Source organism: Prauserella isguenensis, assembly GCF_014191605.1.
In the GTDB taxonomy this organism is placed as follows: domain Bacteria; phylum Actinomycetota; class Actinomycetes; order Mycobacteriales; family Pseudonocardiaceae; genus Prauserella; species Prauserella isguenensis.
The window spans coordinates 1,518,512-1,542,369 of sequence record NZ_JACHWU010000001.1; the positions used below are offsets into that span (position 1 = coordinate 1,518,512).

At 70.7% G+C, this 23,858-nt stretch carries 15 protein-coding genes; 12 read left to right on the top strand and 3 right to left on the bottom strand.

From position 1 onward, the window contains the following. Positions 1–5: 5 nt before the first annotated feature. The 9 genes from FHS23_RS07080 to FHS23_RS07120 are packed head-to-tail and all read left to right on the top strand — an operon-like array spanning position 6 to position 17,358. On the top strand, positions 6–7,403 hold the full coding sequence (locus tag FHS23_RS07080) for a type I polyketide synthase (RefSeq protein WP_183649572.1): 7,398 nt from the start codon (positions 6–8) through the stop codon (positions 7,401–7,403). Next, positions 7,400–8,179 carry an alpha/beta fold hydrolase gene (locus FHS23_RS07085; protein ID WP_183649575.1) on the top strand — a complete coding sequence of 260 codons (780 nt, stop codon included), beginning with the start codon at positions 7,400–7,402 and terminating at the stop codon, positions 8,177–8,179. Before FHS23_RS07080 ends, FHS23_RS07085 begins: the two co-directional genes overlap by 4 nt. Then, positions 8,176–9,204, top strand: a complete 1,029-nt coding sequence (locus tag FHS23_RS07090; RefSeq protein WP_183649578.1) for a methyltransferase — start codon at positions 8,176–8,178, stop codon at positions 9,202–9,204. The genes FHS23_RS07085 and FHS23_RS07090 overlap by 4 nt, the downstream gene beginning before the upstream one ends. Before the next feature lie 14 nt (positions 9,205–9,218). Next, the gene (locus tag FHS23_RS07095; protein ID WP_183649581.1) at positions 9,219–11,846 is read left to right on the top strand and encodes a PEP/pyruvate-binding domain-containing protein; all 2,628 of its coding nucleotides are present in this window, start codon (positions 9,219–9,221) and stop codon (positions 11,844–11,846) included. After that, positions 11,843–14,185, top strand: a complete 2,343-nt coding sequence (locus FHS23_RS07100) for a polyketide synthase (RefSeq protein WP_183649582.1) — start codon at positions 11,843–11,845, stop codon at positions 14,183–14,185. Before FHS23_RS07095 ends, FHS23_RS07100 begins: the two co-directional genes overlap by 4 nt. After that, entirely contained in the window at positions 14,182–15,351 is a 1,170-nt protein-coding gene (locus FHS23_RS07105; RefSeq protein WP_183649585.1) for an acyl-CoA dehydrogenase family protein, read from the top strand. The genes FHS23_RS07100 and FHS23_RS07105 overlap by 4 nt, the downstream gene beginning before the upstream one ends. Positions 15,352–15,404: 53 nt before the next feature. Further along, positions 15,405–15,728: a hypothetical protein gene (locus FHS23_RS07110; RefSeq protein ID WP_183649588.1), complete on the top strand. Its 324-nt coding sequence runs from the start codon at positions 15,405–15,407 to the stop codon at positions 15,726–15,728. Then, positions 15,725–16,930: a methyltransferase domain-containing protein gene (locus FHS23_RS23700; protein ID WP_183649591.1), complete on the top strand. Its 1,206-nt coding sequence runs from the start codon at positions 15,725–15,727 to the stop codon at positions 16,928–16,930. The genes FHS23_RS07110 and FHS23_RS23700 overlap by 4 nt, the downstream gene beginning before the upstream one ends. Further along, complete coding sequence (locus FHS23_RS07120) at positions 16,927–17,358, top strand: DUF6041 domain-containing protein (protein ID WP_183649593.1); 432 nt, start codon at positions 16,927–16,929, stop codon at positions 17,356–17,358. Before FHS23_RS23700 ends, FHS23_RS07120 begins: the two co-directional genes overlap by 4 nt. Before the next feature lie 207 nt (positions 17,359–17,565). Here the strand turns inward: FHS23_RS07120 and FHS23_RS07125 are convergent, their stop codons facing one another. After that, on the bottom strand, positions 17,566–18,117 hold the full coding sequence (locus tag FHS23_RS07125) for an NAD(P)H-dependent oxidoreductase (protein ID WP_183649596.1): 552 nt from the start codon (positions 18,115–18,117) through the stop codon (positions 17,566–17,568). A 165-nt stretch (positions 18,118–18,282) separates the two neighbouring features. Here FHS23_RS07125 and FHS23_RS07130 point away from each other — a divergent pair, with 165 nt between their 5' ends. The 3 genes from FHS23_RS07130 to FHS23_RS07140 all read left to right on the top strand — a co-directional run bounded on the left by FHS23_RS07130 (position 18,283) and on the right by FHS23_RS07140 (position 21,595). Beyond that, entirely contained in the window at positions 18,283–18,897 is a 615-nt protein-coding gene (locus FHS23_RS07130) for a TetR/AcrR family transcriptional regulator (RefSeq protein ID WP_343053698.1), read from the top strand. 215 nt (positions 18,898–19,112) lie between these two features. Then, entirely contained in the window at positions 19,113–20,735 is a 1,623-nt protein-coding gene (locus FHS23_RS07135) for an alkaline phosphatase D family protein (RefSeq protein ID WP_183649602.1), read from the top strand. A gap of 275 nt (positions 20,736–21,010) precedes the next feature. Then, positions 21,011–21,595: a CGNR zinc finger domain-containing protein gene (locus FHS23_RS07140; RefSeq protein ID WP_183649616.1), complete on the top strand. Its 585-nt coding sequence runs from the start codon at positions 21,011–21,013 to the stop codon at positions 21,593–21,595. Between the two features lie 35 nt (positions 21,596–21,630). Here FHS23_RS07140 and FHS23_RS07145 read toward each other — a convergent pair whose 3' ends face one another. Both FHS23_RS07145 and FHS23_RS07150 read right to left on the bottom strand, forming a co-directional pair. Then, the gene (locus tag FHS23_RS07145) at positions 21,631–22,707 is read right to left on the bottom strand and encodes an NAD-dependent epimerase/dehydratase family protein (protein WP_183649619.1); all 1,077 of its coding nucleotides are present in this window, start codon (positions 22,705–22,707) and stop codon (positions 21,631–21,633) included. Continuing rightward, the gene (locus FHS23_RS07150; protein WP_183649621.1) at positions 22,704–23,738 is read right to left on the bottom strand and encodes an iron-containing redox enzyme family protein; all 1,035 of its coding nucleotides are present in this window, start codon (positions 23,736–23,738) and stop codon (positions 22,704–22,706) included. The genes FHS23_RS07145 and FHS23_RS07150 overlap by 4 nt, the downstream gene beginning before the upstream one ends. Positions 23,739–23,858 lie beyond the last annotated feature (120 nt).

Consider the following 23,858-nt stretch of genomic DNA (forward strand, 5'->3'; position numbering starts at 1 on the left):
TGGACGTGACCACGGCCAGAAGCGGTTCGCTCGACATCGACACCCGCCTGTCGGGCACGGTCAACCAGCTCCTCGACCTTTTCGCCTCGACGGCTCCCGACGAGCTGGCGGTGCGCTTCTTCGAGTCGGATGCGAGCTACGAGGACGTCACGGCGCAGCAGCTGCGCCATCGCGCCTGGGGAATCGCGGAGCTGCTGCGCCGGCACGCGCCTGAGGGCAGCAGGGTGCTCTTCCTTCTCCCGCCCGGGATCGACTACATCGCCTCCTTCTTCGGGTGCCTCGACGCGGGCATGATCGCCGTGCCCGCGTATCCGCTCGACGCGAAGAACGTCAGGGCGTCGCTCTCCCGGTTGTCGGGAATGGCGCGTGATTGCGAACCGGCCATCGCGCTTACGGCGACGTCGGACGGGGTCGACACCTCGAATCTGCCGCTGGCGGAGACGGGGTTGGCCGACGTGTGCTGGATCGACGTGGAACATGCTATTCCGACGTCGACGCTGACGCTGGAGGCCACGCAGGATCCGGACCGGACGGCGCTGCTGCAGTACACGTCGGGTTCCACGGGTAATCCACGCGGCGTCATGGTGACGCACCGGAACCTGCTGGAGAACCTCACGGCGATGTACGTCGCCTACGGTCACAATCCGGGCGACGCGCTCGCCTCCTGGCTGCCGCCGTACCACGACATGGGTCTGATCGCCGGCATCCTGCTCCCGATCTACGGCACGGCGACCGGTTACCACATGGCGCCGCGTACCTTCGTCCGGAATCCGGAGCTCTGGCTCAAGTCCATTTCGGATGGTGCGGTGACGACGACGTTCGCCCCCAACTTCGCCTTCGACCACATCGTTTCCCGCGTTCCGAGGGAGAACCTCGAAGGCCTGGACCTGTCGAGCTGGCGGCGTGCCATCAACGGTGCCGAACCGGTGCGGCCGGACACCTTGCGCCGCTTCGCGCAGCACCTGGAGCCGACGGGGTTTCGGCCCGAGTGCATGGCGCCGAGCTACGGGCTCGCCGAGTCGACGCTCGTGGCCACGGCCACCCCGCTCGGCCAGGAGCCCCTCATCGCCTCGCTGGATCGGGATCTGCTCGCGATGGGCGAAGCGGTGCACGCTGACGACGACGACCCCGCCGCGGTGCGGATGGTCGGGTGTGGCGTGCCGCTGCAGAAGACCGAGATCCGGATCGTCGACCCCGACACTCGGCGCGAGCTGCCGGACGGCCAGGTCGGTGAGGTGTGGATCGGCAGCCCGGGCGTGGCCGAGGGGTACTGGGGTCAGCGGGACGAGTCGGCGGAGAAGTTCAGGGCCGAGACCGTCGACGGTGGCTCGCCGTCCCTACGGACCGGTGACCTGGGCTTCCTGTTCGACGGCGAGCTCTTCATTTCCGGCCGGCGCAAGGACATCCTCATCGTGGACGGGCGCAACGTGTACCCGCCCGACGTGGAGGCGACGCTCGAGAGCGAGCATCCGGAGCTGCGCCGGGGTGCCGGTGCCGTGATGCCCATCGAGTTCGGGGGCAATGAGCACATCGTGGTCTGCTACGAGCCTGCCGCCGATGACGTGGCTGGTCTGGCCGAGCTGCCGGCGCGGATGCGCGCCACGCTGGGAAGTGCGTTCGACGTGACGCCGCTGGTCGTGGCCGTGGTCGGCCGTGGCAGCACGCCCAGGACGACGAGCGGGAAGATCCAGCGCGCGCAGTACGCGAACCTGTTCGGGCAGCTGCACCTCGACGTGCTGGCGGCCTCCTATTCCCCGGGCGCGATGGCGGCGCGGCCGTCGTCCGACGAGGGGCGGCGCGTCCTCGATGCGATTCCCGCGGACGTCACCGACGAGACCTTGCTGCGCGATGTCGGCGTCACCGTCGCCGACGTGATTCTGGCCGCCGAGGGGCGATCGGACGTCAACGTCGCGGACGTGCTCACCTGTCCGATGGTCGGCATGCTCGGGCTGGAGCGCCCGGCGGCCGGGGCCGCCACTGCCGCCACCGCCACCGAGTCGTCGGCCGGCCGTGAGGAGAACCCCGCCGCGCCGGTGGTTGCGGCGACCGTCGCCGGCGTGCTCGGCGTGAAGGAGGACACGCTGCGGTTCGACGTGCCGTTCCGCGACCTCGGCGTCGACTCGCGCAGCACCACGATGATCTGCGAGCGGCTCTCCGAGCAGTGGGGGACGCCGATCGCGCCCGAGCTCATCTTCGACAACCCGACGATCACCGCGTTGGCCGGTGCCCTCGGCGCCGCTCCGGCGGAGGACAAGCCGTCGGCAGCCGATGAACGGGTGGCGACCTCCGGGGCTCGTTCCGAGGGGTCGGCGACCGCCACGGTCGCGATCACCGGGATGGCCTGCCGGTTGCCGGGTGCCGCCGATCTCGACGGCTACCGGCAGCTGCTCACCGCCGACAGCCCGGTGATCACGCCGTCGACGGATGCCGAGATGCAGGGCCGCTACGCCGGCTGGCTGGACTCGCCCGCGGTGGGCGACGGGAAGGCGTTCGGCATCTCCGCGGTCGAGACGGCGGCGATGGACCCGCAGCAGTGGCTCGTGCTCACCGCCTGCCAGCACGCCATCGAGGACGCCGGGCACAGGCCGGAGGAGCTGGCAGGCCGCGAGGTGGGGGTGTTCATCGGCATCGGCTCGTCCGATCACGCACTGCAGCGGGTCGACGGTCACGCCGAACCGTCCATCTACGAGGCCACCGGTACGAGCCACGCGCTGTGCGCCAACCGCGTGTCCTACGAGCTCGACCTGCGCGGGCCGAGCGTGGGCATCGACACCGCCTGCTCGTCGTCGCTGGTCGCGCTGCACGAGGCGTGGCGGGCGCTGCGGGCGGGCGAGTGTGAAGCGGCGTTGGTCGCGGGGGTCAACCTGCTGGCGGCGCCGCGGCAGTTCGAGGCGCTCGAAGACGGCGGGGTGCTGGCCACCGACGGGCTGGCGCGTGCCTTTGACGACGAGGCGCACGGCTACGTCCGCGGCGAGGGCGTCGGTGCGGTGCTGCTCCGGACCGTGGAGGCGGCCGAGCGGGACAACGACCGGATCTATGCGGTGCTCGCCGGCAGCGCGGTCGGCCATTCCGGTCGCAGCAACGGCATCACGGCGCCGTCGTCTCGCGCACAGGAGGACGTCATTCGGGCGGCGCTGGCCGAGGCGCAACTCGATCCGCGCTCGGTGGCCTTCATCGAGTCGCACGGCACCGGCACGCAGCTCGGGGACCCGGTGGAACTGTCCGCGCTCGCTCGCGTGTACGGCGGTGCGGACCGGGCCGGTGCTCCGTGCCACGTCGGCACCGTGAAGAACACGGTGGGGCACCTCGAAGCGGCCGCCGGCATCGCCGGCGTGCTGAAGGCAGCCTTGGCACTGAGCACGGGCCGCCTGCCCGCGACGCTCGGCATCACCCGGCCGACCAGCAGGTTCGACTGGGCGGCGAGTGGACTTGCCCCGGCCACCGCGCCCGTCGACCTGCCGCCGGACGGCACCGTGCACGCCGGGGTGAGCTCCTTCGGATTCGGGGGTGCGAACGCACACGTCGTCCTGAGCGCGGCCCCGGAACACCGCGCGGGCCACCGACAGCGGCGGAACCATGCGATCACGCTCGCCGGCGAGACCGCGGCGGAGCTGGAACGCGAGGCGGGCAGGCTCCGCGCCGTCGCCGAGAGCACGAGCGACCTCCGTGCGCTCGTCCGTGCGCAGGACGGTGACCCCGCTGCGCCGCAGCGGGCCGTCGTGGTCGGAGCGGACACCGGCCGGATGGCGGAAGCGCTCACGGCCGTTCAGGACGGCGCTCCGCACCCGGCCGGCATCCGCTGGCAGGCCGGAGACGCGCAGTCGCGCGAGGTGGTGTTCGTACTGCCCGGTCAGGGCAGTGTCGGGCCGGGGGCGGTGCACGACCTGTTCGCGGAGAGCGCGCCGTTCGCCCGTGCCCTCGAAGAGAAGGCCGCACGACTCGGTGAGCTCGGCATCCCCGATGCGCTCGAACTGCTGACCGACCGGGCTGCCTTGCCCGAACGGCTGCAGCGGACCGACGTGCAGCAGCCGCTGTTGGTCGCCCTCCAGCTCGCACTGGCGTCGGTGTTGCGGCGGTTCGGCGTCGACGCGGACTCGGTCGTCGGCCACAGCGTCGGCGAGCTCTCCGCTGCGGCGCTGGCCGGGGTCCTCTCCGAGGACGACGCGCTCGAACTGGCCGTGCGGCGGGGCGAGGCGATGGGCCGGGCTCCGGAAGGCGCGATGGTCGCGTGTCTCGGTGATCCCGAGCCGATCAGGGAACTGGTCGGCCGGTACCCGGGCTGGGCGGTCGCCGCTGAGAACGGTCTCCGCCACCTGACGGTCGCCGGCCCCCGCGACCACGTCGAGGACCTGCTGCGCGGGCTCACCGAGATCGGGGCCGTGGGGCGCAGGCTGTCGGTGGACCATGCGTTCCACACCGAGGCGATGGCTTCGGCAGCGGCGGCCGTCGACGAGTGGGCCGCCGGGCTGCGGACCTCGCCGACGTCGCGGCGGTGGATCTCCACGCTCGATGCCGCGCCGATGACCGAGCTGCGTCCCGGCTACTGGGGCGAGCAGATGCTCGCTCCGGTCAGGTTCGCCGATGCGCTGCGTAGTGCCGCGGCCGCCGGGCCGACGGCCGTCATCGAGTTGGGCGCGGTGCCGTCGCTCGTCGGCCGGGATCGTGACCTGCTCCCACCGGAGCACTGTGCGGTGACGGCGACGGCCAAGCGCGACGGCGCGGCTGCCTTCCTGCGGAGCCTGGCCGAACTGGCGGGCAGTGGTGTTCCGGTGGACTTCTCCGCGCAGGAGGCGTTCTTGACGCGCCAGCCCCTTCCTCTGACCGATTTCGACCCGCAGCCGGAGTCCGCGACGACCTCGCGGCACGCAGGCCGGCAACCGGAGAGCGCCATGGCCACGACAAGCAACGGCTCGATGGAAGCCTCAACCGTACTGGAGGAGATCGCCGCGGTCAGCGGATTCCCCGTGGCACGCATTCGGCAGGACGACCGGTTGCACTCCGCGCTGGGGCTCGACTCGCTCATGCTGACGGCGCTGGCACGCAAGCTCGGCGCGGCCGGCGGGCCCGACCCGGATGAGCTGGCTCCTCGCCTCGTGCAGGACCCTGCGGTGTCGGAGGTCGTCGCCCTGATCACGGGCGAGGAACCGACCTCGCCTGCACTGCCGGCGGACCCGGCACCGACCGGTCCCGCACGGACCGACTCGTCCTCGGTCACCGGTCTTCCCGCAGCTCCGAAGCCGGCGGCCCGCGACGACGGGCAGCCAGCCGCGGGCGGCGAGCCGCACGAGGATCCGCGTGATCCGTCGACCTGGAGCGAGGTTCGCGACGCGGTCGGCCGGTTCACCAACGCGATCGGCGGTTCGGACAACCCGTACGCCCGGATCCACCAGGGGTTCAACGGCGCCCGGATCGACGTGCAGGGCCAGGAGCTGGTGAACTTCTCGGCCTTCGACTACCTGGGCCTCTCGCATCACCCGAGGGTGCGCAGGGCCGCCGTCGACGCCGTCGAACGGTTCGGCACGTCGGCGGCCGCGACTCCGTTGCTGTACGGCGAGACCCCGGTGCACAAGGAGCTGGAGGCGGCCATCGCCGACATGCTCGGCACCGAGAGCGCGATCGTCTTCTCCGGTGGTCACGCGACGAACGTGGGCGTGATCTCGGCGCTGCTCGGCGAGAGCGACCTGATCGTCCACGACGAGTGGTCGCACGACAGCAGTGTCAGGGGAGCGCTCCTGTCTCGCGCGACGCGACGGTCGTTCCCGCACAACGACCTGGCCAGTCTGGACCGCATCCTGTCCGGCCTGCGTGACTCGTACCGCCGTTCGCTCGTGTGCGTCGAAGGTGCCTACAGCCAGGACGGTGACCTGCCCGACCTTCCGGGACTGGTCGAGGTCGCGCGGCGGACCGGTTCGCTGCTCATGGTGGATGAGGCGCATTCCATCGGTGTGCTCGGCCGCACCGGTCGTGGCATCGGCGAAGCGCAGGGAGTGCCCGCCAAGGACGTCGATGTGTGGATGGGCACGCTGAGCAAGGCGCTGGCGAGCCTGGGCGGCTACATCGCGGGCTCGAAGGGGCTCATCGAGTTCCTGCGGTACGCGGCTCCGCTGTATCTGTTCAGCACGGGCCCGTCGCCGGCGAATGCGGCGGCGGCGCTGGAGGCCATCCGGGTCATCCGGGACGAGCCGGACCGGGTCCGCGCCCTTCATGAGCGCGCCGACCACTTCCGGCAACGTGCCCGTGCGGCCGGGCTGGACATCGGAGTCTCTCGCGACTCGGCGGTGGTCCCGGTCATCACCGGTGACTGGTCGCGGACCATCGAGATGTCGAACATGCTGCTCGAATCCGGGTTCAACGCCATGCCGATCGGCTACCCGGCCGTGCCGGCCGACGCGTGCCGGATCCGGTTCTTCATCAACGCCGAACACGACGTCGCCGACCTCGATGCGGCGGTCGACCGGCTCGCCACGATCCTCGGCAAGGACCCGCTGCCCCCTCACTCCGCAGGCGCGACGGTGCGCACGCACGCGCCGCGTACCCCGGACGCCGTGGTGACGCCGCCGGTCAACGGCAGCCCCGTTGCGGGCGGTGTCGCGGGCGGCACGTTCGCCGGTGGCACGGCGCCAGCCGAGAGGGTGGCCCAGGGTCCGCGCGCGATCGTGCAAGGCGCCGCTTCCGGCGTGGGACGGGCGTTGGTGGAACGGCTCTCGGCCGAGGGGACTCCGGTCGTGCCGGACGGCGACGAGGTCGCACCGCGGCCCGGTGACATCGTCTTCGAATGCCGGGTGGCCGGCGACGGCGACGCCGTCCGGGAACGGATCCTCACGGCGGCACCGGGAACCCGGGTCGTTCTGGTGACCTACTCCGACCGGCTGCCGGACGACATCCTGCCCGCGGGCGTCCCCTCGGCGGATCCGGGCGACGACGAGGCGCTGCTCGCACTGGCGCAGGGGGCTCGGGTCTCACTCACTATTCTCCACGCCCCGGCCGTGTTCGGGCCGCACTGCCACGGAACCGTTGCGGCGGCGGCCGCGGGGCTGCGGTCGGGACTGATCACCGCGAATCCCGCCTGGGGCAGGGACGCTGAACTCGTCGGCACGGCCAACCTGGCCGCCGCGGCGATCCAGGCCGCACGGAGCGAGCTGACGTCGGGACGCCGGTTCACGGTGGCCGATCCACGGCCGGTGACCTGGGGCCAGTACCTGACCTCCCTCGGCGCCGCGACCGGCACCGCCGCGAACGGCCTCCCGACCCTCTACTCGGTGGTCGGGACCGACGATGTGGCGGCATCACCAGCGGCCGGGCAACGGGCCGGTTCCGAGGCGCTCGCCGTGTTCTGGAGGGATCAACCGCATTCGTTCCCCAGGTCCCTGGTCGACGCCGCTTCCTGGTGGTGGACGTCGTGACGTTCGCCGAGCCCGCGGTGATCCGCCCGCCACGTCGGGTGGCGCCAGCGACCGACGTCAGCTACGTGCTGTTCCACCATGCCGGTGGGGCCAGCAGCGTGTTCCACGAGTGGCACACCCTGCTGGCCGATGCGGGCCGCGTCGTCGCTCCGGACCTGCCGGGGCGGCGTCGCCGGATCCGCGAGACGCCGATCCGCGACGCCGAACGGGCGGTGCGGGACCTGGTGTCGCTGCTCGACCAGCAGCACGTCACACCGCCGTACGTGCTGCTCGGCCACAGCATGGGGGCGGTACTGGCCTACGAGCTCGCGAAGGCGTGGCAGGCATCGGGGCGCCCGGAACCGGAGGCGCTGTACGTGTCGGGCAGCCGCCCGCCGCACCTGTACCGCGGTGAACACTGGTGTGCGGGGCTCGACGACGACGCGCTGCGGGCCGAGACTGCCCGCTGGAGCGGCGGATCCCGGATGTCGGTGCAGTCGTCGAGCCCGCATCAGCTGGCGCTGCTGCGGGCGGATCTCGCCGTGTGTCGCGACTATCGCTGGACGCCGCGCGTGCCGCTGTCGTGCCCCGTTGTGGCCTTCACCGGCACCGACGACCCCATCGCCACGACACAGCAGATGCGTGGGTGGGCCGATTACACGACGGGACCGTTCACTCACCGTGTCGTGACCGGGCACCACTTCTTCCTGTACGAGCCAGAAACGTCGGACCACGTCCGGTCGGCGTTGCGAAGTCATTCCGCCGGCCCGCGTACCGATGATGGAGATTCACAGTGACCAAACTGCGCACACTCGCCGATATGCTCGGGGCCAGTTGGATCCCGAGCCTGAGCATGGTCCAGGCCAGGCTCATGCGGCCGTTCTACCGGATGACGTTCCTCGCCGCCGCGGCTCGTTCGGGGCTGCTGGCCGAACTCCGCGGCGGCAGGCGGCTCGACCGCGCAGGCGTCATCCGGGCGCTCCGGGCCCACGCCCGCCCCGAGCTCATCGGGCCCTGGCTCGACATCGGTGTCGAGGTCGGCGTACTCGCCCGTGACAACAGCGGCGCCTACCGTCTCCGCGGGCTGGACGGCCGGCTGCTCGCCAAGGACCCGTCCGGCGTGGCGGTGGCCGGTCTGCTGGAAGTCGCGCTGTACCACCGGCAGGCGATCATGTCCGCTCCCCGGTTCGCCGTCGAAGGCGGCGGGCTCAACCACGCCGATCAGGACCCGGCCGTCATCGCGCGGTCCACCCGGCTCGTGCAGCCGCTGATCGAGTCCGCAGTGCGGGACACGGTGCGAGACCACGAGCCGCGGACGTGGCTGGAGGTCGGCGCCGGTGACGGGCACTACGCCCAGTACGCGGCCGCCGCGGACCCGGTGCTGGAAGTGACGTGCCTGGAAATGCAGGAAGAGCTCGTCGACACGATGGCACAGCGATTCGCGTCGACCGGGCAGAGAAGCCGGCTGCGGGCCAGGTTCGGCGACATTCGCGACGTCGAGCTCGACGAGCAGTACGACGTCGTGACACTGCACAACCTCCTGTACTACTTCCCGGAGGATCAACAGTGCGACGTCCTGGAACGGTGCCGGAAGCTGCTGCGTCCGAACGGGACACTGCTGCTCACGACGAGCGTGCCCGGCAAGGTGACCTCGGTGTCCGCGCTCGACCTCTGGTTCCGCTGCTCCGACTTCGGCTCTCCGCTGCCCGACGAGCACGGCCTCGAAGAAGCCTTGAACACCAGTGGGTTCCGTGACGTTCGGATGTACCGGCCGCTGTCGGCGTTCTCGCTTGTGGCCGTGACAGCAACCAACCCAGCCTGACAGGGAGTGCGACGATGACTACGGAGATCAACACCCAGGCCCCTGCCGACATCGAAGGCATCGTGCGGCTGGGTGAGGGATCGCGCCTGCCGGATCCGGCGGCGCAGCTCGGCGGCAAAGGGCTGCGGCTGGACGCGCTGGCCGCCCGAGGCTTTCCCGTTCCACCCGGATTCTGCTTGACGAGCGGCCTGCTCGAGGGCGGCAAGCTGACCGACACCGCAGCCGAGGCGCTGGTCCAGGCCTACCGCGAGCTCGGGTCGCCGACGGTCGCGGTCCGTTCGTCGGCCGCCAACGAGGATCAGGGCGCCGCCTCGGCCGCGGGTGTGTACGAAACCGTGCTGGGGGTGAGGGACGAGACCGAGCTCGTCGAAGCGGCCAGGACGTGTCTCGAATCGGCCACATCGGAACGCAGTCGCAGCTACCACGGCGATTCCGGCGAGGTCGGAATGGCGGTCGTGGTGCAGCACCTCGTCGACGCCAACGCGTCCGGCGTACTGTTCACTGTGGACCCCGTCACCGGCGACCGCCGGCACCTGGTCGCCGAGGCGTGCTGGGGAGCGGGTGAAGGCCTCGTCCAGGGACGGGTGCACACCGACGAGTTCCGACTGGACGCGGAAACCGGTGCGGTCGCCGACCGCACCGTGCGGAACAAGTCGCACAAGGTGGTCGTCAGCCCCGGTTCGGGCCCCGAGGTGGTCGACGTCCCCAAGTCCAAACAGGACAAGCCTTGCCTGACCAAGTCGCAGCTCGCCGAACTCGGCCGCATCGCACGGACGATCCGCGACGACGAGCAGGGCGACGTCGACATCGAGTTCTGCTGCACCGCCGACACGGTGTGGGTGCTCCAGTCGCGTCCGGTCACGGCGGTCGGTGGCAGGCAGGAGGAGGCGCTGTCGCCGTATCAGTCCCGGGTCCCGGATACGGTTCGGGACGGCACCATGTGGTCGCGCATGGACATCGGCGAGATCTTCAACGGGATCATGACGCCGATGGGGCTGAGTTTCTCCCGGTACTACCAGGAGAACGTCCACATCGACTGTGTCCGGAGCACGGGTATCGCCGAGCTCGGCCATTCGGACGTGCACATGGGCTATCTCGGTGGGTACGTCTACCTGAACATCTCCTACACCGCGCACATGCTGCAGCAGGCGCCGCCGCAGCGGGACCAGTCGTTGTTCACCGAGCGGTTCCGCAGTGAGCAGACCGCCGAGCAGCCGTACGAGAACCCGTTCGGCCAGTTCCCGGGCGGTATGCCGCTGTGGCGCGGCAGCGCCTACTGGGTGGCATCGACGCTGCGCGAGATGGCGACGATGCACGCGCGGGCCCGATCGCTGACCGCTTCGCGGCACCGCGAGTACGAACGCGCGCGGGGCGAAGACCTCACGGCCCTGTCGCGCGCCGAACTCGGCGACCGGTTGCGCCACGCCCTCGACTACTTCCACCGCACGCACGTCGGCTACATGCCGTACTACTTCAACGCGATCGGCTTCTACCGGATCCTGGACAACCTGTGCGGGTCGTGGTTGAACGGGGCGTCGGCGGCCGAGGTCGTCGACGGGGTCAAGTCGAACATGTCCGCGCTGCGCACCGTCCGCACCGCCGGTGATCTCGCGGAGCTCGCCCGGGTCGCCGCAGGCCTGCCCGAGGTCAAGAACGTGGTGACCACCCTTCCCGGGTCGGAGGCACGGTCGGCGTTGGAAACGACCGCCGAGGGCAAGGCGTTCCTCGAACAGCACGTCGAACCGTTCATGCGCGAGCACGGAACCCGTGGGTCGCAGGAGATGGAGCTCTCGCACCCGCGGTGGGTGGACGACTGGACCTACGTGATGTCCATGCTGTCCAACTACCTCTCCCAGCCCGGGCTCCTCGACACCGTCGAACACCACGTGCAGAACCGCATGGAGCCCGACGACGTCCTGTCCTCGCTGAGTCGGCCTCGTGCGGCCGCGCTCCGGCAGGTGATCAAGGGCTATGCGACGTTCAGCAGGCTGCGGGAAGTCACGCGGATGCCGATGGTGACCGCCATCTGGATGGTGCGTCGGGTCGTGGTCGAGGCCGCGCGGCGTGCCGTCGAATCCGGACTGCTCGCGTCGCAGGACGAGGTCTGGTACCTCGACTTCGACCGGCTGCGGCAGTACCTCGCGGGCGAACTGAGCCAGGAGGAGTTCTTCTCCGCCAAGGACGTGGCCGCGGGCCGCGAACTCCACGAGGCGCGACTGCAGGCGCCCGAACCGCCGCTGACGATCATCGGGACCTGGGACGGACGTGACCAGAGCAAGCGCCGCGACCGGACCGCGGACGTGCTGGAAGGGTTCGGCACGAGCGCGGGTCGGGCCACCGGTACGGCACGCGTGGTGACCGACATGCACGCCCAGTCCGGGGAGTTCCAGGCAGGCGAGATTCTGGTGACGACGTTCACCGACGCGTCGTGGACCCCGTTGTTCGCCATGGCGGCAGGCGTCGTCACCGACACCGGGTCGATGTTGTCGCACTCCTCGATCGTCGCCAGGGAACTGAAGATCCCGTCGGTGGTCAACACCCACTACGGCACCACGGCGATCGCGACCGGCGACGTCGTCCGGATCGACGGCACGACGGGTGTCGTGGAGATCCTCGAGCGCCGTTCAGAGGCCGCGGAATGAGCCCGAGGGCACAGGTCGTCGGCACCGCGGTCGTCCCGGCCGCGGAGGCAGGAGACAAGGCCGAGTTGCTACGGCGCAACCGGATTCCGCCCAACCAGGCGATTTCCGTGGGGCCGCTGCAGCAGCTCGCGCTGCGCGCAGCCGAGGAGTGTCTGGCAGCGGTCGCGCTCACCGACGAGGACCGTGCCCGGACGGCGGTTTTCGTCGGGGTCACGGGAAACCACGTGCTGCAGCGGCGCAACGCACTGCGCATCGCCGCCGGGCAGGCGCCCGCATGGGGCGAACACGGTGCGGAACCCGACGCCGCCGTGGACGCTGCCTGCGAGGTGTTCGGTGCCGGCCCCCACGACAAGATCGGCGAGATGGCGAGCAGTGTGCCGTCGCGGATCGCGATCGCCCACCGGTTGGGCGGGCGGGTGCTGTCACTCGATGCGCACGAGGCGACCGGCGCGGTGGGGCTGTGGCATGCGCGGCATTGTGTGACGGCGGGTGCCGCATCGGCGGTGCTGCTGGTCCTCGTCGACGAGGACGAGACGAACGCCGCGCGTACGGCGTTCTACGCGGATACGGGTCGGCCGGGCGAGTTTCGGCAGGGCAGGGCCGTGGCGATGCTGCTGCGGCCCGAGGGCGCCGACGCCGCGGGCGGGGCGGTGGTCGACGAGATCCGGTTCGACCGCCGCTCCGGCGGCGGCGTCCACGGCTACGCCGCCGCCGAACCGGAGGACCTGGACACCTGGCTGGAGGGAATCGTTCCGGACACGGGCGACTTCGCCCTGCGTGGTGACGACTTCCTGCCGGCAGCCGCTCGCTCGCACACGCTCGCGACGGCCCGGCACCGTCCCTCCGGCAGGACGGCGGCGGGTTCGGTCCGGGTGACGGACACGATGTTGGACCTCGTCGATGCCGCCGAGGACTGCCGTACCGAGCAGGCGGTACTGACGCTGCTCGGTACGGCCTCGACCGCGCTGGCGGCGGTGATGTACCGGCGGGCGGGTTCGGACGACTCGGAGGCGGCCGCGCCGCGGGACCGCCCCGCGGTGGTCGTCGACGGTGCGGGCGCCTGGTTCGGCGACCGGCAGGGCCTCGACGGTTTCCGCGAACTGTCGGTGCGGGGGCAGCCGTGCTTCGACGATCTCGGCCACCGCGTTCCGGCGCACATGCGGAGCGAAGGGCGGATCCGGCTCGGCCGCGCCTACTCGCACAGAGGGGCGAGCACGGAGCTGCCGGACGGGGTGGACCCGGTCCGCCACGCCGCCCTCGAAACCTGCAGGGAAGCGGTCTCGCGGTCGGCGAGTGACCTGTCCGGCCGTGGTCTCGTCCTGGTCGCGACGCCGTTGGGCCCGGCGGCAGGGCGGCTCTGCGACGCCGATTCGGACGAGACGGCGTCGGCGCTGGACGCCGTCGCCGGGCGGATCGGTGCCGGGCCGGAGGCCGCCGCGGAAGCGCGGAAATGGTTGGCCGCGTTCGCCGAGCGGAGCGGCGCCGCGGCGCAGTCGCTGGGCGAACTGCACTCGGCTTCGATCGCCGGTTTCGTCGCGGAGGAACTCGGCCTCGACGCGCTGCCGGTGGCGGTGGAGGCCGCGTGCGCCTCCGCATTGGCGGCCGTGGATGTCGCCGTCGGAGCGTTGCGCGCGGGCGACGTCGACTACGCCGTGGTCTGCGGCGTCGAATTCCCCACGTCGTGCCGGGACCTGGCGTTGTGTTCGGCACTGGGCATGCTCAGCACAACCGCGCTCACCGCGTTCGGCGCCGCGGCCGACGGGTTCCTGCCCGGCGACGGAGCCGGTGCGCTCGTGCTCGTGCGGTCCGACCGGCTCGGCGCAGCCGGTGCGGGTGGGGCGACCACCGGCATCCGGGGAATCGGAGGGTCGTGCGACGCCCACTCGATGCTCGCGCCCTCGGCCGCCGGGCAGACGGCCGCGATGAGCGCGGCGTTGGCTGACGCGGACGTGTCCCCGGCGAGCATGGCCTTCATCGAGACACACGGCACCGGCACGTTGCGTGGCGACGCCATCGAACTCGAATCCATCCGCACGGCATACGGAGCGGGGTCGATCGCTCTCAGCGCCGTCAAGTCGCTGGTCGGGCACACCTTCGCCGCCGCGGGGATCGCCGGACTATTGCGGGCGGTCACCGCGCTGGAGGACGGCGTCGTACCACCGAGCGCGGGGCTGAGCGACGAAGACGCTGCGCGGTTGGCCGACGACGGGTTTCTCGTGTCGCCGGTACCGCAGCCGTTCCGGGCCGAACCGGGTGGGCGCACCACAACCGCTGCCGTCAGCTCGTTCGGCACCGGCGGCATCAACTATCACATCGTGGTCGACAGGAGCGAGACATGATCCACCTGCCGATGGCACCCGTGTCGCCCGAGGTGGCCGGGCTCTGCGACTGGGCTCGGTCCGCCGGGGACATGCTGGCTGCCGGCCCCGGCGACCCGGCACAGGACCTGCGCCGCCGCTTCGCCGAGGCGGGAAAGATCGGGCTGACGGGGCTGACCGTGCCGGAGGAGTACGACGGTGCGGGTCTGTCGGCGACCTCGGCTACAGCGATCACCGAGGCGCTGGGTGAGAGCGTGGCCGACGCGGGATTCGTGTTCTCGCTCGCCGCGCACCTGTACGCCTGTGTCGCTCCGATCGCGGAGTTCGGCACCGCCGAGCAGAAGAGCCGGTGGCTCCCCGGACTCGCCGACGGGTCGCTGATCGGCGCGTTCGCCGTGACCGAGGCCGACGCCGGTTCGGACATCATGTCGATGCGGACCTCGGCCACCCAGCACGACGACGGGTGGCACATCGCGGGAACGAAGTCGATGATCACCAACGCGCCCGTCGCGGACGTGGTCCTCGCGGTCGTCCGCACCGGGGAAGGCCGTTCCTTCTTCAACACGAGTGCCTTCGTGGTGGAGCGTGGAACCGAGGGATTCGATGCCGGAGCGCCGTACGACAAACGAGTACTCGCCACGTCCCTGTTGGGAGACCTCTGGTTCGACGACTGCCGGGTCGCCGAGCGCGACATGCTCGGCTCCCGCGGTTCCGGCGGTGCGGTTTTCTCGACGGGGATGTCGTGGGAACGGGTCTGCCTGTTCGGGCTCTACCTCGGGCAGCTGCGCCGGGTGCTGCGGGAAACCGCCGACTACCTCGAAGGGCGGACGCAGTTCGGCCAGCCCATCGCGCGATTCCAGGCCGTTTCGCACGAAATCGCCGAGTGTGCCGTCGCGTTGGAGTCGGCGCGCAGCCTGCTCTTCCGTGCCGCCGCCGCGATGGACGCCGGTGCCACCGACGCCGGCGTGCTCGGCGACATGGCCAAGGTGACCGTCAGCCGCACGGCGGTCGACATCGGACTGCGGTGCGTCCAGCTGCAAGGCGGCCACGGGGTGACGTCGTCCACCGCCGTCGACGTTCTCCTCGACGCTTTGCCCTCCCGGGTCTTCTCCGGGTCCAACGAAGTCCAGATCGGCAACATCGCGCGTTCCATCGGAGCCGCGAAGCCGACCAGGGCGGCCGGTTGAGCCGCATCGGCGACCGGCTGCACCAATACGGGGTGACAAGAAAGGAAAAACAATTGCAGGCACTGATAATCCACGACATCGAGCTGTTGCCGGAAACGACTTCCGAGCAGTTCGAGAAGTTCGTGACCACGCGCGACTACGTCGAGTGCGCGAACTTCGACTGCATCCGGAGCTTCGTCGTCGTGCGGGCGGACGAGAGCGGCCGTGCCTACCGTGAGCTGATCCAGGTCACGGACATGGACGCGTTCATCACGGCCACGAAGACCGAGCGGTTCGCCGAGCTCGAGAAGGACTTCTCCGCGCTCGCCCGGATCACCGGCGAGGAAACGACGTACAGCACCGTCGGTACGGGCTACGTCGCTGGGGGCGTGGAGTGAGGTTCGAGGAGCTGGACCGGCAGCGGCAGCAAGCCGCGCGACAGAACGGTCTGACCGGCGAGGTGGCCGAGACGGTCCGCAACGCCAGGGAGACCTACGAGCAGGACCCGACACAGGGGACGCTCGCGGTGATCTCTCGCATCCGCGGGTTCATCCGACACATTGTCACCGGTGTCATCGCCAAGCACTTCCCGGACGCCCGGCTCGAACACCGCGCCGACTGGGACGAGGACATCTACCGCGACCTGATGGTCATGGCGGCCCGCCTCGGCGTCGTGCACGTCGACGCCCGCACCGGTGACCTGTGGCTCGAACCGCAGTACCGCGAGCTCGTGCTGACCGGCAAGGACGTGTCCGGCCAGGCGGCCGAGGACGAGGCCGACTACCGGTTCATGCTCGAGGTCGCCGAACTCGGTTCCAGCGAGGAGCCCCCGAAGTGGCTGCTCGGTGCCGACGCCGGCTACTTCCCGATCATGGTGCGGTACTTCCGTGAGATCGAGAAGATGGAGATGACCCACCGCGTTCCGATGTCGCGCGGCACGTCCTTCTGCTCGGACCTGGGTGAAACGGCGTTCCTGAGCTTCACCCACCCGACCTTCGAGCAGCTGATCTCGGACCTGGCGCCCACGAGCTTCCTCGACGTGGGTTGCGGTGAGGGATACCAGGTCGCCGCCGCAGCCAAGGCCGCGTCGGTCGAGCGGGCACTGGGCGTCGAGATGGACCCGGAGGTCGCGGCCTCGGCCAACACGCGGCTCGCCGAGTTGCCCGGGGCCGAGGTGCGCGCGGGGAACGTCAACTCGGTTGCGATCGACGACGAGTTCGACCTGGTCTTCGGCTGCTACATGTTGTTCTACATGGAGCGCGACGACCAGCTCGCGATGCTGCGCAAGGTCAAGGAGCTGCTCGCTCCGGACGGCGTGTTCGTGCTGTGCCAGTATTTCCCGGACTTCACCGACTTCCAGCAAGTCATGATCGAGAACGCTGGCGGCGCGGGGATCCAGCACTACATCGGCGACGTCGTCAACTCCTGCATCGATGCCGAAGTGTTGCTCAACCAGATCCTCGAGCACTTCCGCTCGGGTATCTTCTGGCACGAGTACAAGGCCATGTTGGAGGAGGTCGGTTTCGAAGTGAGTGAGATCCGGCCCGCGGACCCGCTGTTCTACTCGCACTACGTCGTGGCCCGCCGGAGCGAAACGTGACGGGGCGGCACGGAGTGGGCGCGGCAGGGCGCAAGGTCAGGACGGCGTTGGGCGTCTGCTACTTGGTGGCAGGCATCGGCAAGTGTGTGCCGAGCTGGGAAAGCACGGAACAGCGGCTCGGCCAGGCGCTGAAGGCCAACCGGAACACGCCGCTCGAAGGTCCGACCCGATGGCTGCACGAACGGCACGAGGGCACGAACGCGTTCGTCGCGGCCAGCATGGTCGGTGCGGGCGCGGCACTGCTGTCCGACGACGGCCGCGTTGTCGACGCGGCCCTGGTGGGCACGCTGCCGATGCTCGGTTCGTTCGCGACACTGCTGCACCGGGCACTGCCTCCGGTGGTGCCGGTCGATGCGGCGTTCGGAGCGGCTGCGGTGTGGGTGCTGCGGCAGCGCCGGCTGGCGGCCAAGGCGTCCCGTTCGGCGTAGACCGTCCGCGAATTCTGCCCCTGACCGGCGAGCGCTGGTCAGGGGCAGAATTCGCGGACGGGTAGCGGCGCCGTGGCGGGAAACCGGGTCCGGCCGTGGTCGGTGAAGCCGTGGCGCGTCACGCCGTGGCAGTGAAGCCGCGGCAGGTGAAGCCGCGGCAAGTGAAGTTGCGGCAAGTGAAGTTGCAGCGGGTGACGTTGCGGCGGGTCAGGCGGTGGCCTTGGCTGCCAGCGTGGTGATGACCTTGGTGAGCTGCTCGGCGACCTCGGCGTCGGAGTACGGGTGCGTCTCGGCGAAGCGCGTGGCCGAACCGGGGATGTCGAGCTTGACGTCGTCGATCACGGTGCCGCCCGCGACGCCCGCGGCCTTCCTGGCCTCGTCGTGCGCCCACACTCCGCCGAACTGGCCGAGTGCGGTGCCGATGACGGCCACCGGCTTGCCGGTCATCGCGCCGGCCTGCCACGGACGCGACAGCCAGTCGATGGCGTTCTTGAGCACCGCGGGCATGGTGCCGTTGTACTCGGGCGAGATGTAGAGGAACGCGTGCGCGCGCTCGGCCGCGGTGCGCAGGCGGGCGGCGGCGGGAGGCAGCGCCGCGTCGGTGTCGATGTCCTCGTTGTAGAACGGCACGTCGCCGAGGCCGTCGACGACCGTGACCGTGACGTCGGCCGGTGCGAGCTTCGCCGCGGCCTCCGCGAGCTGCCGGTTGTGCGAGCCGGCGCGCAGGCTGCCGACCAGGGTCAGGATCTCGACGGACATGGGTGGGGACCTCCCGACGGCGTGGGGACGTGATGACGGGTACGGATCATGACATCGAACGCTTCGCGTAACCGGACCAGGGTCCACCTGTAGTGGTGTAGGCAACCGGTCATCCGGTCCCGTCCACGCCGCGAAGCGCCGGAGGAGCCGCTATCGTCGGTGGGCGTGCCACAGCGACGCGTGCTTCCGTTGACACCGATCGGCGAGGAACCGCGACTGCGCGCCGACGCCGTGCGGAACCGTGCCCGGCTGCTGGCCGCCGCCGCGCGACTCGCCGACGAACACGGCGTCGAACACCTGACCATGGACGCCGTCGCCAGTGCCGCCGAGGTCGGCAAGGGCACGGTGTTCCGCAGGTTCGGCGACCGCATCGGCCTGTTGCAGGCCCTGCTCGACCACGTCGAGGAGCGATTCCAGTCCGGCTTCCTCGAAGGCGAACCGCCCCTCGGGCCGGGCGCGACCGCGCGTGAACGTCTCGGCGCCTTCGGGCCCGCGGCACTGCGGCACGACGCCGCGCATCGCGAGCTGTACCTCGCCGCGGAGGGAAAACCCGAACGGCGGTACCTCACGCCGTCGCTCCGGGTGCGGCACACGCATCTGGCGATGTTGCTGCGCTCTGCCGGGGTTCAGGCCACGGGCGGCGACCCGGAACTGCTCGCCCACACGCTGCTGAGCTTCGTCGACTCGGCCCTCACGGCGCACCTCACCTCCCAGCGCGGGCTGCCCCTCGAACGGCTCGAAGCGGGGTGGACCGACCTCGTCGACCGCCTCATCGGCTGACCGGGACGCGCCGTGTCGTTGACCGGCAACACGGGCCTTGGAATCCGCAACACGGGCCCTGGAATCCGCAACACGGGCCCTGGAATCGGCAACACGGGCGGTTGTGCGGAAACGTGCGTGTGGGCGTCGATCGATCACTACCGCGGCGCCATCACGCGTTCACGGTGCGGGGGTTTCCTGTCCGGGCTGAGCCAACCCCGGTTCCAGGAGGTTCGATGTTCCCGCCACGCAATCGCCGCAACGGCAACCCCGACAACAACCCGTCCGCCGCAGGTCCGGTGTCGCGCCGCGGCTTCCTCGGTGGCATGGCCGGTGTCGGTGCGGGCGCCGTCCTACTCGGCGCGGGTACCGCCGCCGGGCCCGCGGTCGCCGCGCCGTCCCGTCGTGTGACCGACCCGTTCCAGCTGGGCCTCGCCTCGGGTGACCCGTTGCCCGACGGCGTCGTGCTCTGGACACGGCTGGCGCCGAAGCCGCTCGACTTCGACGGCGGGATGCCCGGCCGCATCGTTCCCGTGCAGTGGGAGATCGCGCTGGACGAGAAGTTCGGCAAGGTCGTCAAGAGCGGCACCGAGCGGGCCCTCCCCGAGGAGGCGCACACGGTGCACGCCGACGTCCGCGGTCTCGAACCGCACCGCGAGTACTTCTACCGTTTCCGTGTCGGCGGGGAGATCTCGGAGGCCGGGCGTACCCGCACCGCGCCCGCACCCGGCACGGCGCCGGAGCTGCACTTCGCGTTCGCGTCGTGCTCCAACTGGGAGCAGGGCTACTTCACGGCGTACCGGCACATGGCCGCCGAGCGCCCGGACATGGTGTTCCACCTCGGCGACTACCTCTACGAGTACGCCGCGGGTGAGAACGGTGACGTGCGCACCCACGCCGGCGACGAGATGAACGAGCTGGGTGAGTACCGCCAGCGGCACGCGCAGTACAAGACCGACGGCGACCTGCAGCTGGCACACGCCATCTCGCCGTTCATCGTCACGTGGGACGACCACGAGACCGACAACAACTACGCCGACCTCGTCCCGGAGAACGACGATCCGGACCAGGGCAACGGCAGCCGCGAGGAGTTCGCCAAGCGGCGTGCCGCGGCGTACCAGGCCTACTGGGAGCACATGCCGCTGCGCCGGTTCCGCAAGCCGGTCGACACGAACCTGCCGCTGTACCGCCGGTTCCGCTACGGCGACACGGCCACGTTCAGCGTGCTCGACTCCCGGCAGTACCGCGACGACCAGCCGTACAACGACAAGTCACAGGTGTCGGGTCCCGACCAGTGGAAGACCGACATGCTCGGCGACGAGCAGCACTCGTGGCTGGAGAAGGGCTTCGACGAGTCGAAGTCGACCTGGAACGTCGTGCCGCAGCAGATCTACTTCGCCAGCATGGACGAGGTCGAGGGCGAGGACCCGGGCGGCTACAACGACGGCTGGGACGGCTACCGCGCCTCGCGTGACCGCATCCTCGGGTACGTCGAGGAGAAGGGCATCGACAACGTCGTGGTCCTCACCGGCGACGTCCACAAGCACTGGGTCAACGATCTGCGCCGCGACTTCGAGAATCCGGAGACGCCGATCGTCGCCAGTGAGTTCGTGACGACGTCGATCACGTCGAACGGTGACGGCACGGGCACCAACGACCCGGGCGCGGTCATCACCGCCGAGAACCCGCACACGAAGTACCACTGCGACCGCCGCGGGTACGTGTCGTGCCACGTGTCCAAGGACAGGTACGTGGCCGATTACCAGGTGGTCGACTACGTCTCGCGGAAGGACGCGCCGTTGCGCACCGACGCGTCGTTCGAGATCGAGGCGGGCACACCGGGCGTGCGGAAGCGCTGATCCACGGGCCGCGCCCGCGGGTGCGGCCCGACGGTGACGACGGCCCGTCGCCGGTGGGGACCTCGAGTCCTCCGCCGACGGCGGGCCGTTTCGCGTGTGGCCGGCCGAGAATCGCAGCGGCGACTCGGCGCGACAGCGTGCCCGGGGCGGGAACCGGCCTCGTGGCAAGAAGTGTGGCCGCTGTCTGCCTCCCCCTGCTCGGCAGACAGCGGCGCAGTAGGCTCACATTAGCGGCGGGCGCGAAATGGGTCAACGTTGATGGGAAGCATTAAAGGATGAGCGAGCTGGGGCCGTTGGTGGGGGAGCCGCTGGCGCTGGATCTGGTCAACACGCGGGCGCGGTCGCCGGATCAGGACTTCGACTTCCTGTCGGATCTGGTCGGGATGCGGCACTGGCTCTCGTGCGAACGGGATCGACTGTCCACACTGTCCGATTCGCAGCTCCGGTCGCCGACGCGTGCGGACCTCGCAGCGGTGCGCGCCCTGCGGGACCACGCCGCGGCCGCGATCGCACGGGCGCGCACGGGCCGGTCACCCGCACCGCGTGACCTGCGTGCGCTCAACGAGGCGATGTGTGCCGCCCCGGTGCGCCACGAACTCGTCCGGGGCGACCGTCGCGCGGGGCTGCGGGCGAGGAGGGACGGCGAGAGCGGTACGCGCATCGCGGCGGCACTCGCCGAGTCAGTGGCGGAGTTGCTGGCCGACGATCGGATCGAGACCGTGCGCGACTGCGAGGCGGACTTCTGCATCCTCCTGTTCCTGCCCACGCATCCGCGGCGCCGGTGGTGCAACCCGGCGATCTGCGGCAACCGCATGCGCGTGGCCCGTTTCCACGAGCGCCGCAAGGCCGGGGCGGGCTGAGCCACCTCGGTCGACTCGCCGAGTGGAGGCGGCCGTCACGTCGTACCGCCCACCCCGGTAGCGAACTCGCGTAGGCGGCCGCCCGGAAGCCGGGACCGCAGCCGTGGCGTGTTCCGGCGGTGGTCGTCGGAACCGTCGCGCAGCCCCTCGAAGAATTCCGACAGGGCTTCGCGTGCGCTCCAGCGCGGCTGCCAACCGAGCTCCTGCTGCGCCCTCGTCACGTCCATGAGCGGCAGCCGGATCACCGTGTCGAACAGCTCCGGCGAGGCCGGGATCGCATGCAGCCGCCACGCCGTCGCCACCGCGGCCCGCACGACGGACGCGGGAACCCGCAGAGTGGTGGCGTCGAGCAGGTCGGCGAGGACGGCGGCGTCGACCGGGGGTTCGGCCGCCACGTTGAACGCTCCCGACACCGGCGTCCGGAGCGCGAGCCGGAACGCCTCCGCGACGTCGTCGGCGTGCACCGCCTGCACCCGCAGTCCGGGCACGTCGGGCACCACGGGGACGAGCCCGGGCCGGACCAGCCGTCCCGGCAGCAGGGGGCCCGCGAAGATCCTCCGTTGCTCGGCGGAGGCGGCGCGTTGGAAGACGAACGCGGGCCTGATGCGCACCACCCGCATCTCGGGATGCCGCCGTTCGAGGTCGTCGAGCACGCGTTCCAGATACGCCTTCTCCCGCGGATAGGAGGCCGACGGCCATCCGTGGGTCGGCCACGACTCGTCGACCGGCTCGTGGGACGGCCCCGGTGAATAGGTGCCGACCGACGAGGCGTGGAGGAGCACGGGAACGCGGCAGCGGGTGACCGACTCGAACACGCGCATCGCCCCCAGCACGTTGGTGCGCCACGTCGTGGCCGGGTCGCGGGTCGGCTGGAACGACCACGCCAGGTGGACGACGGCGTCGGCCCCGGCGAGCACGGTGTCGAGCCGGGCGTCGTCGGCCGTCGCCAGGTCGAGCGGCACGAGGTCGAACTTCGGCACCGTCAGGTCGGCGTCCCGGCGGCCGATCCCGGTGACCGAGCCGATGTCGGGATCGGCCGCGAGCGCGTCGACGACGCTCGTGCCGAGGTTGCCCGTCGCGCCGGTCACGACGACGCGTTTCGCATGGTTCATCGCACTGGGCCCTCCGTGTCGGCGTTCTGCGGCGTCAGCGACGTCCGGCCACTGCGCCACGCGTCCAGCAGCCGCTCGGCGAGCCGGCCTTCGAGGAGGCCCGTCGCCTCGATGCCGAAGGCGACATCGGCCGCGAGTTCCGGCTCGTCACGCAGCAACCCGCCGACGACGTCACGGCGCATGATCTGCTCGTGCACCGCGTCGGCCTCCACGTGCTCGGCGAAGAAGTGCACGCACGCCTCGGGCGCCTCGTGCCGCCGCAGCGCCGTGACCAGGCGTGCCGCGCTCGGAGCCGTGGTGATCTCGGCCGCGGCGAAATGGCCGACGAGCGCACCGCGGAGCCTGCGGTGGAGGCCGAACATCGACATCAGGTTGACGATGGCGAGCTGCGTACCGGCCGCGACGTCGAGGTAGTGCAGGTAGTCCGGCGACAGGTCCGCCGCGTCGAGCAGCTCGGCGAACAGACGCGAGTGCACGCGGTCGCCGCGCCCACCGCCGTACTCGTCGAACTCCACCGCCACGAACGCCGCCTTCGCGTCCCCGTGCAGCCTCGGGACGGCCCAGACGTGCGGATCGGCCTCTTTGAGGTGATAGATCGACCGGTGCACGAAGAACTCACGCAGCTGTTCCCACGTCCCTTCGCGCGCCAGGTGGTGCGAGACGCCGTCCCCGGGGACCTCCTCGACGAGCAGGTCCTCGAGCAGCCCGTCCACGTCGTCGGTGCCGGACGTGCCATCCCTTAGCGCGTCGAGGAACACCGCTTCCAGCTCCGCGCGGAAGGCCAGCAGAGCGGGGTCCCATTCCCAGTCGGGCGAGACACCGCGGAAACCCCGGTAGTGCAGCTCGTAGCAGGTGTGCAGCGCCATGGCGAGGTCGTCACCGAACGGATCGGCCGACCGGGCCGCCCCCGACGGCAGCGCTCGCGGACCCGCACCCGAGAGCGCGTCGACGACGGCGGTCGACAGCGAGCCACGCGGACGCGGCAGGGGCGCGGACAGGGCGGCGGCTGGTTCGGTGACGGTCGGCTGCATACGGGGTCCTTCCGACGGGGCCGCGGACGGTGACACCGGTGGTGGCGGTGGCGGACATCGCAGGGCGGGCGTCCGGCTGCGCTGCGGTGCACCTCGAGGCGATTGCCGTTTCCTCGCCCG

Excerpts from the sequence above, each read along its gene's own strand:
- FHS23_RS07095 (WP_183649581.1), top strand. The coding sequence starts at position 9,219 with ATGACTACGGAGATCAACACCCAGGCCCCTGCCGACATCGAAGGCATC.
- FHS23_RS07100 (WP_183649582.1), top strand. The coding sequence starts at position 11,843 with ATGAGCCCGAGGGCACAGGTCGTCGGCACCGCGGTCGTCCCGGCCGCG.
- FHS23_RS07105 (WP_183649585.1), top strand. The coding sequence starts at position 14,182 with ATGATCCACCTGCCGATGGCACCCGTGTCGCCCGAGGTGGCCGGGCTC.
- FHS23_RS07125 (WP_183649596.1), bottom strand. The coding sequence starts at position 18,117 with ATGTCCGTCGAGATCCTGACCCTGGTCGGCAGCCTGCGCGCCGGCTCG.
- FHS23_RS07135 (WP_183649602.1), top strand. The coding sequence starts at position 19,113 with ATGTTCCCGCCACGCAATCGCCGCAACGGCAACCCCGACAACAACCCG.
- FHS23_RS07140 (WP_183649616.1), top strand. The coding sequence starts at position 21,011 with ATGAGCGAGCTGGGGCCGTTGGTGGGGGAGCCGCTGGCGCTGGATCTG.
- FHS23_RS07145 (WP_183649619.1), bottom strand. The coding sequence starts at position 22,707 with ATGAACCATGCGAAACGCGTCGTCGTGACCGGCGCGACGGGCAACCTC.
- FHS23_RS07150 (WP_183649621.1), bottom strand. The coding sequence starts at position 23,738 with ATGCAGCCGACCGTCACCGAACCAGCCGCCGCCCTGTCCGCGCCCCTG.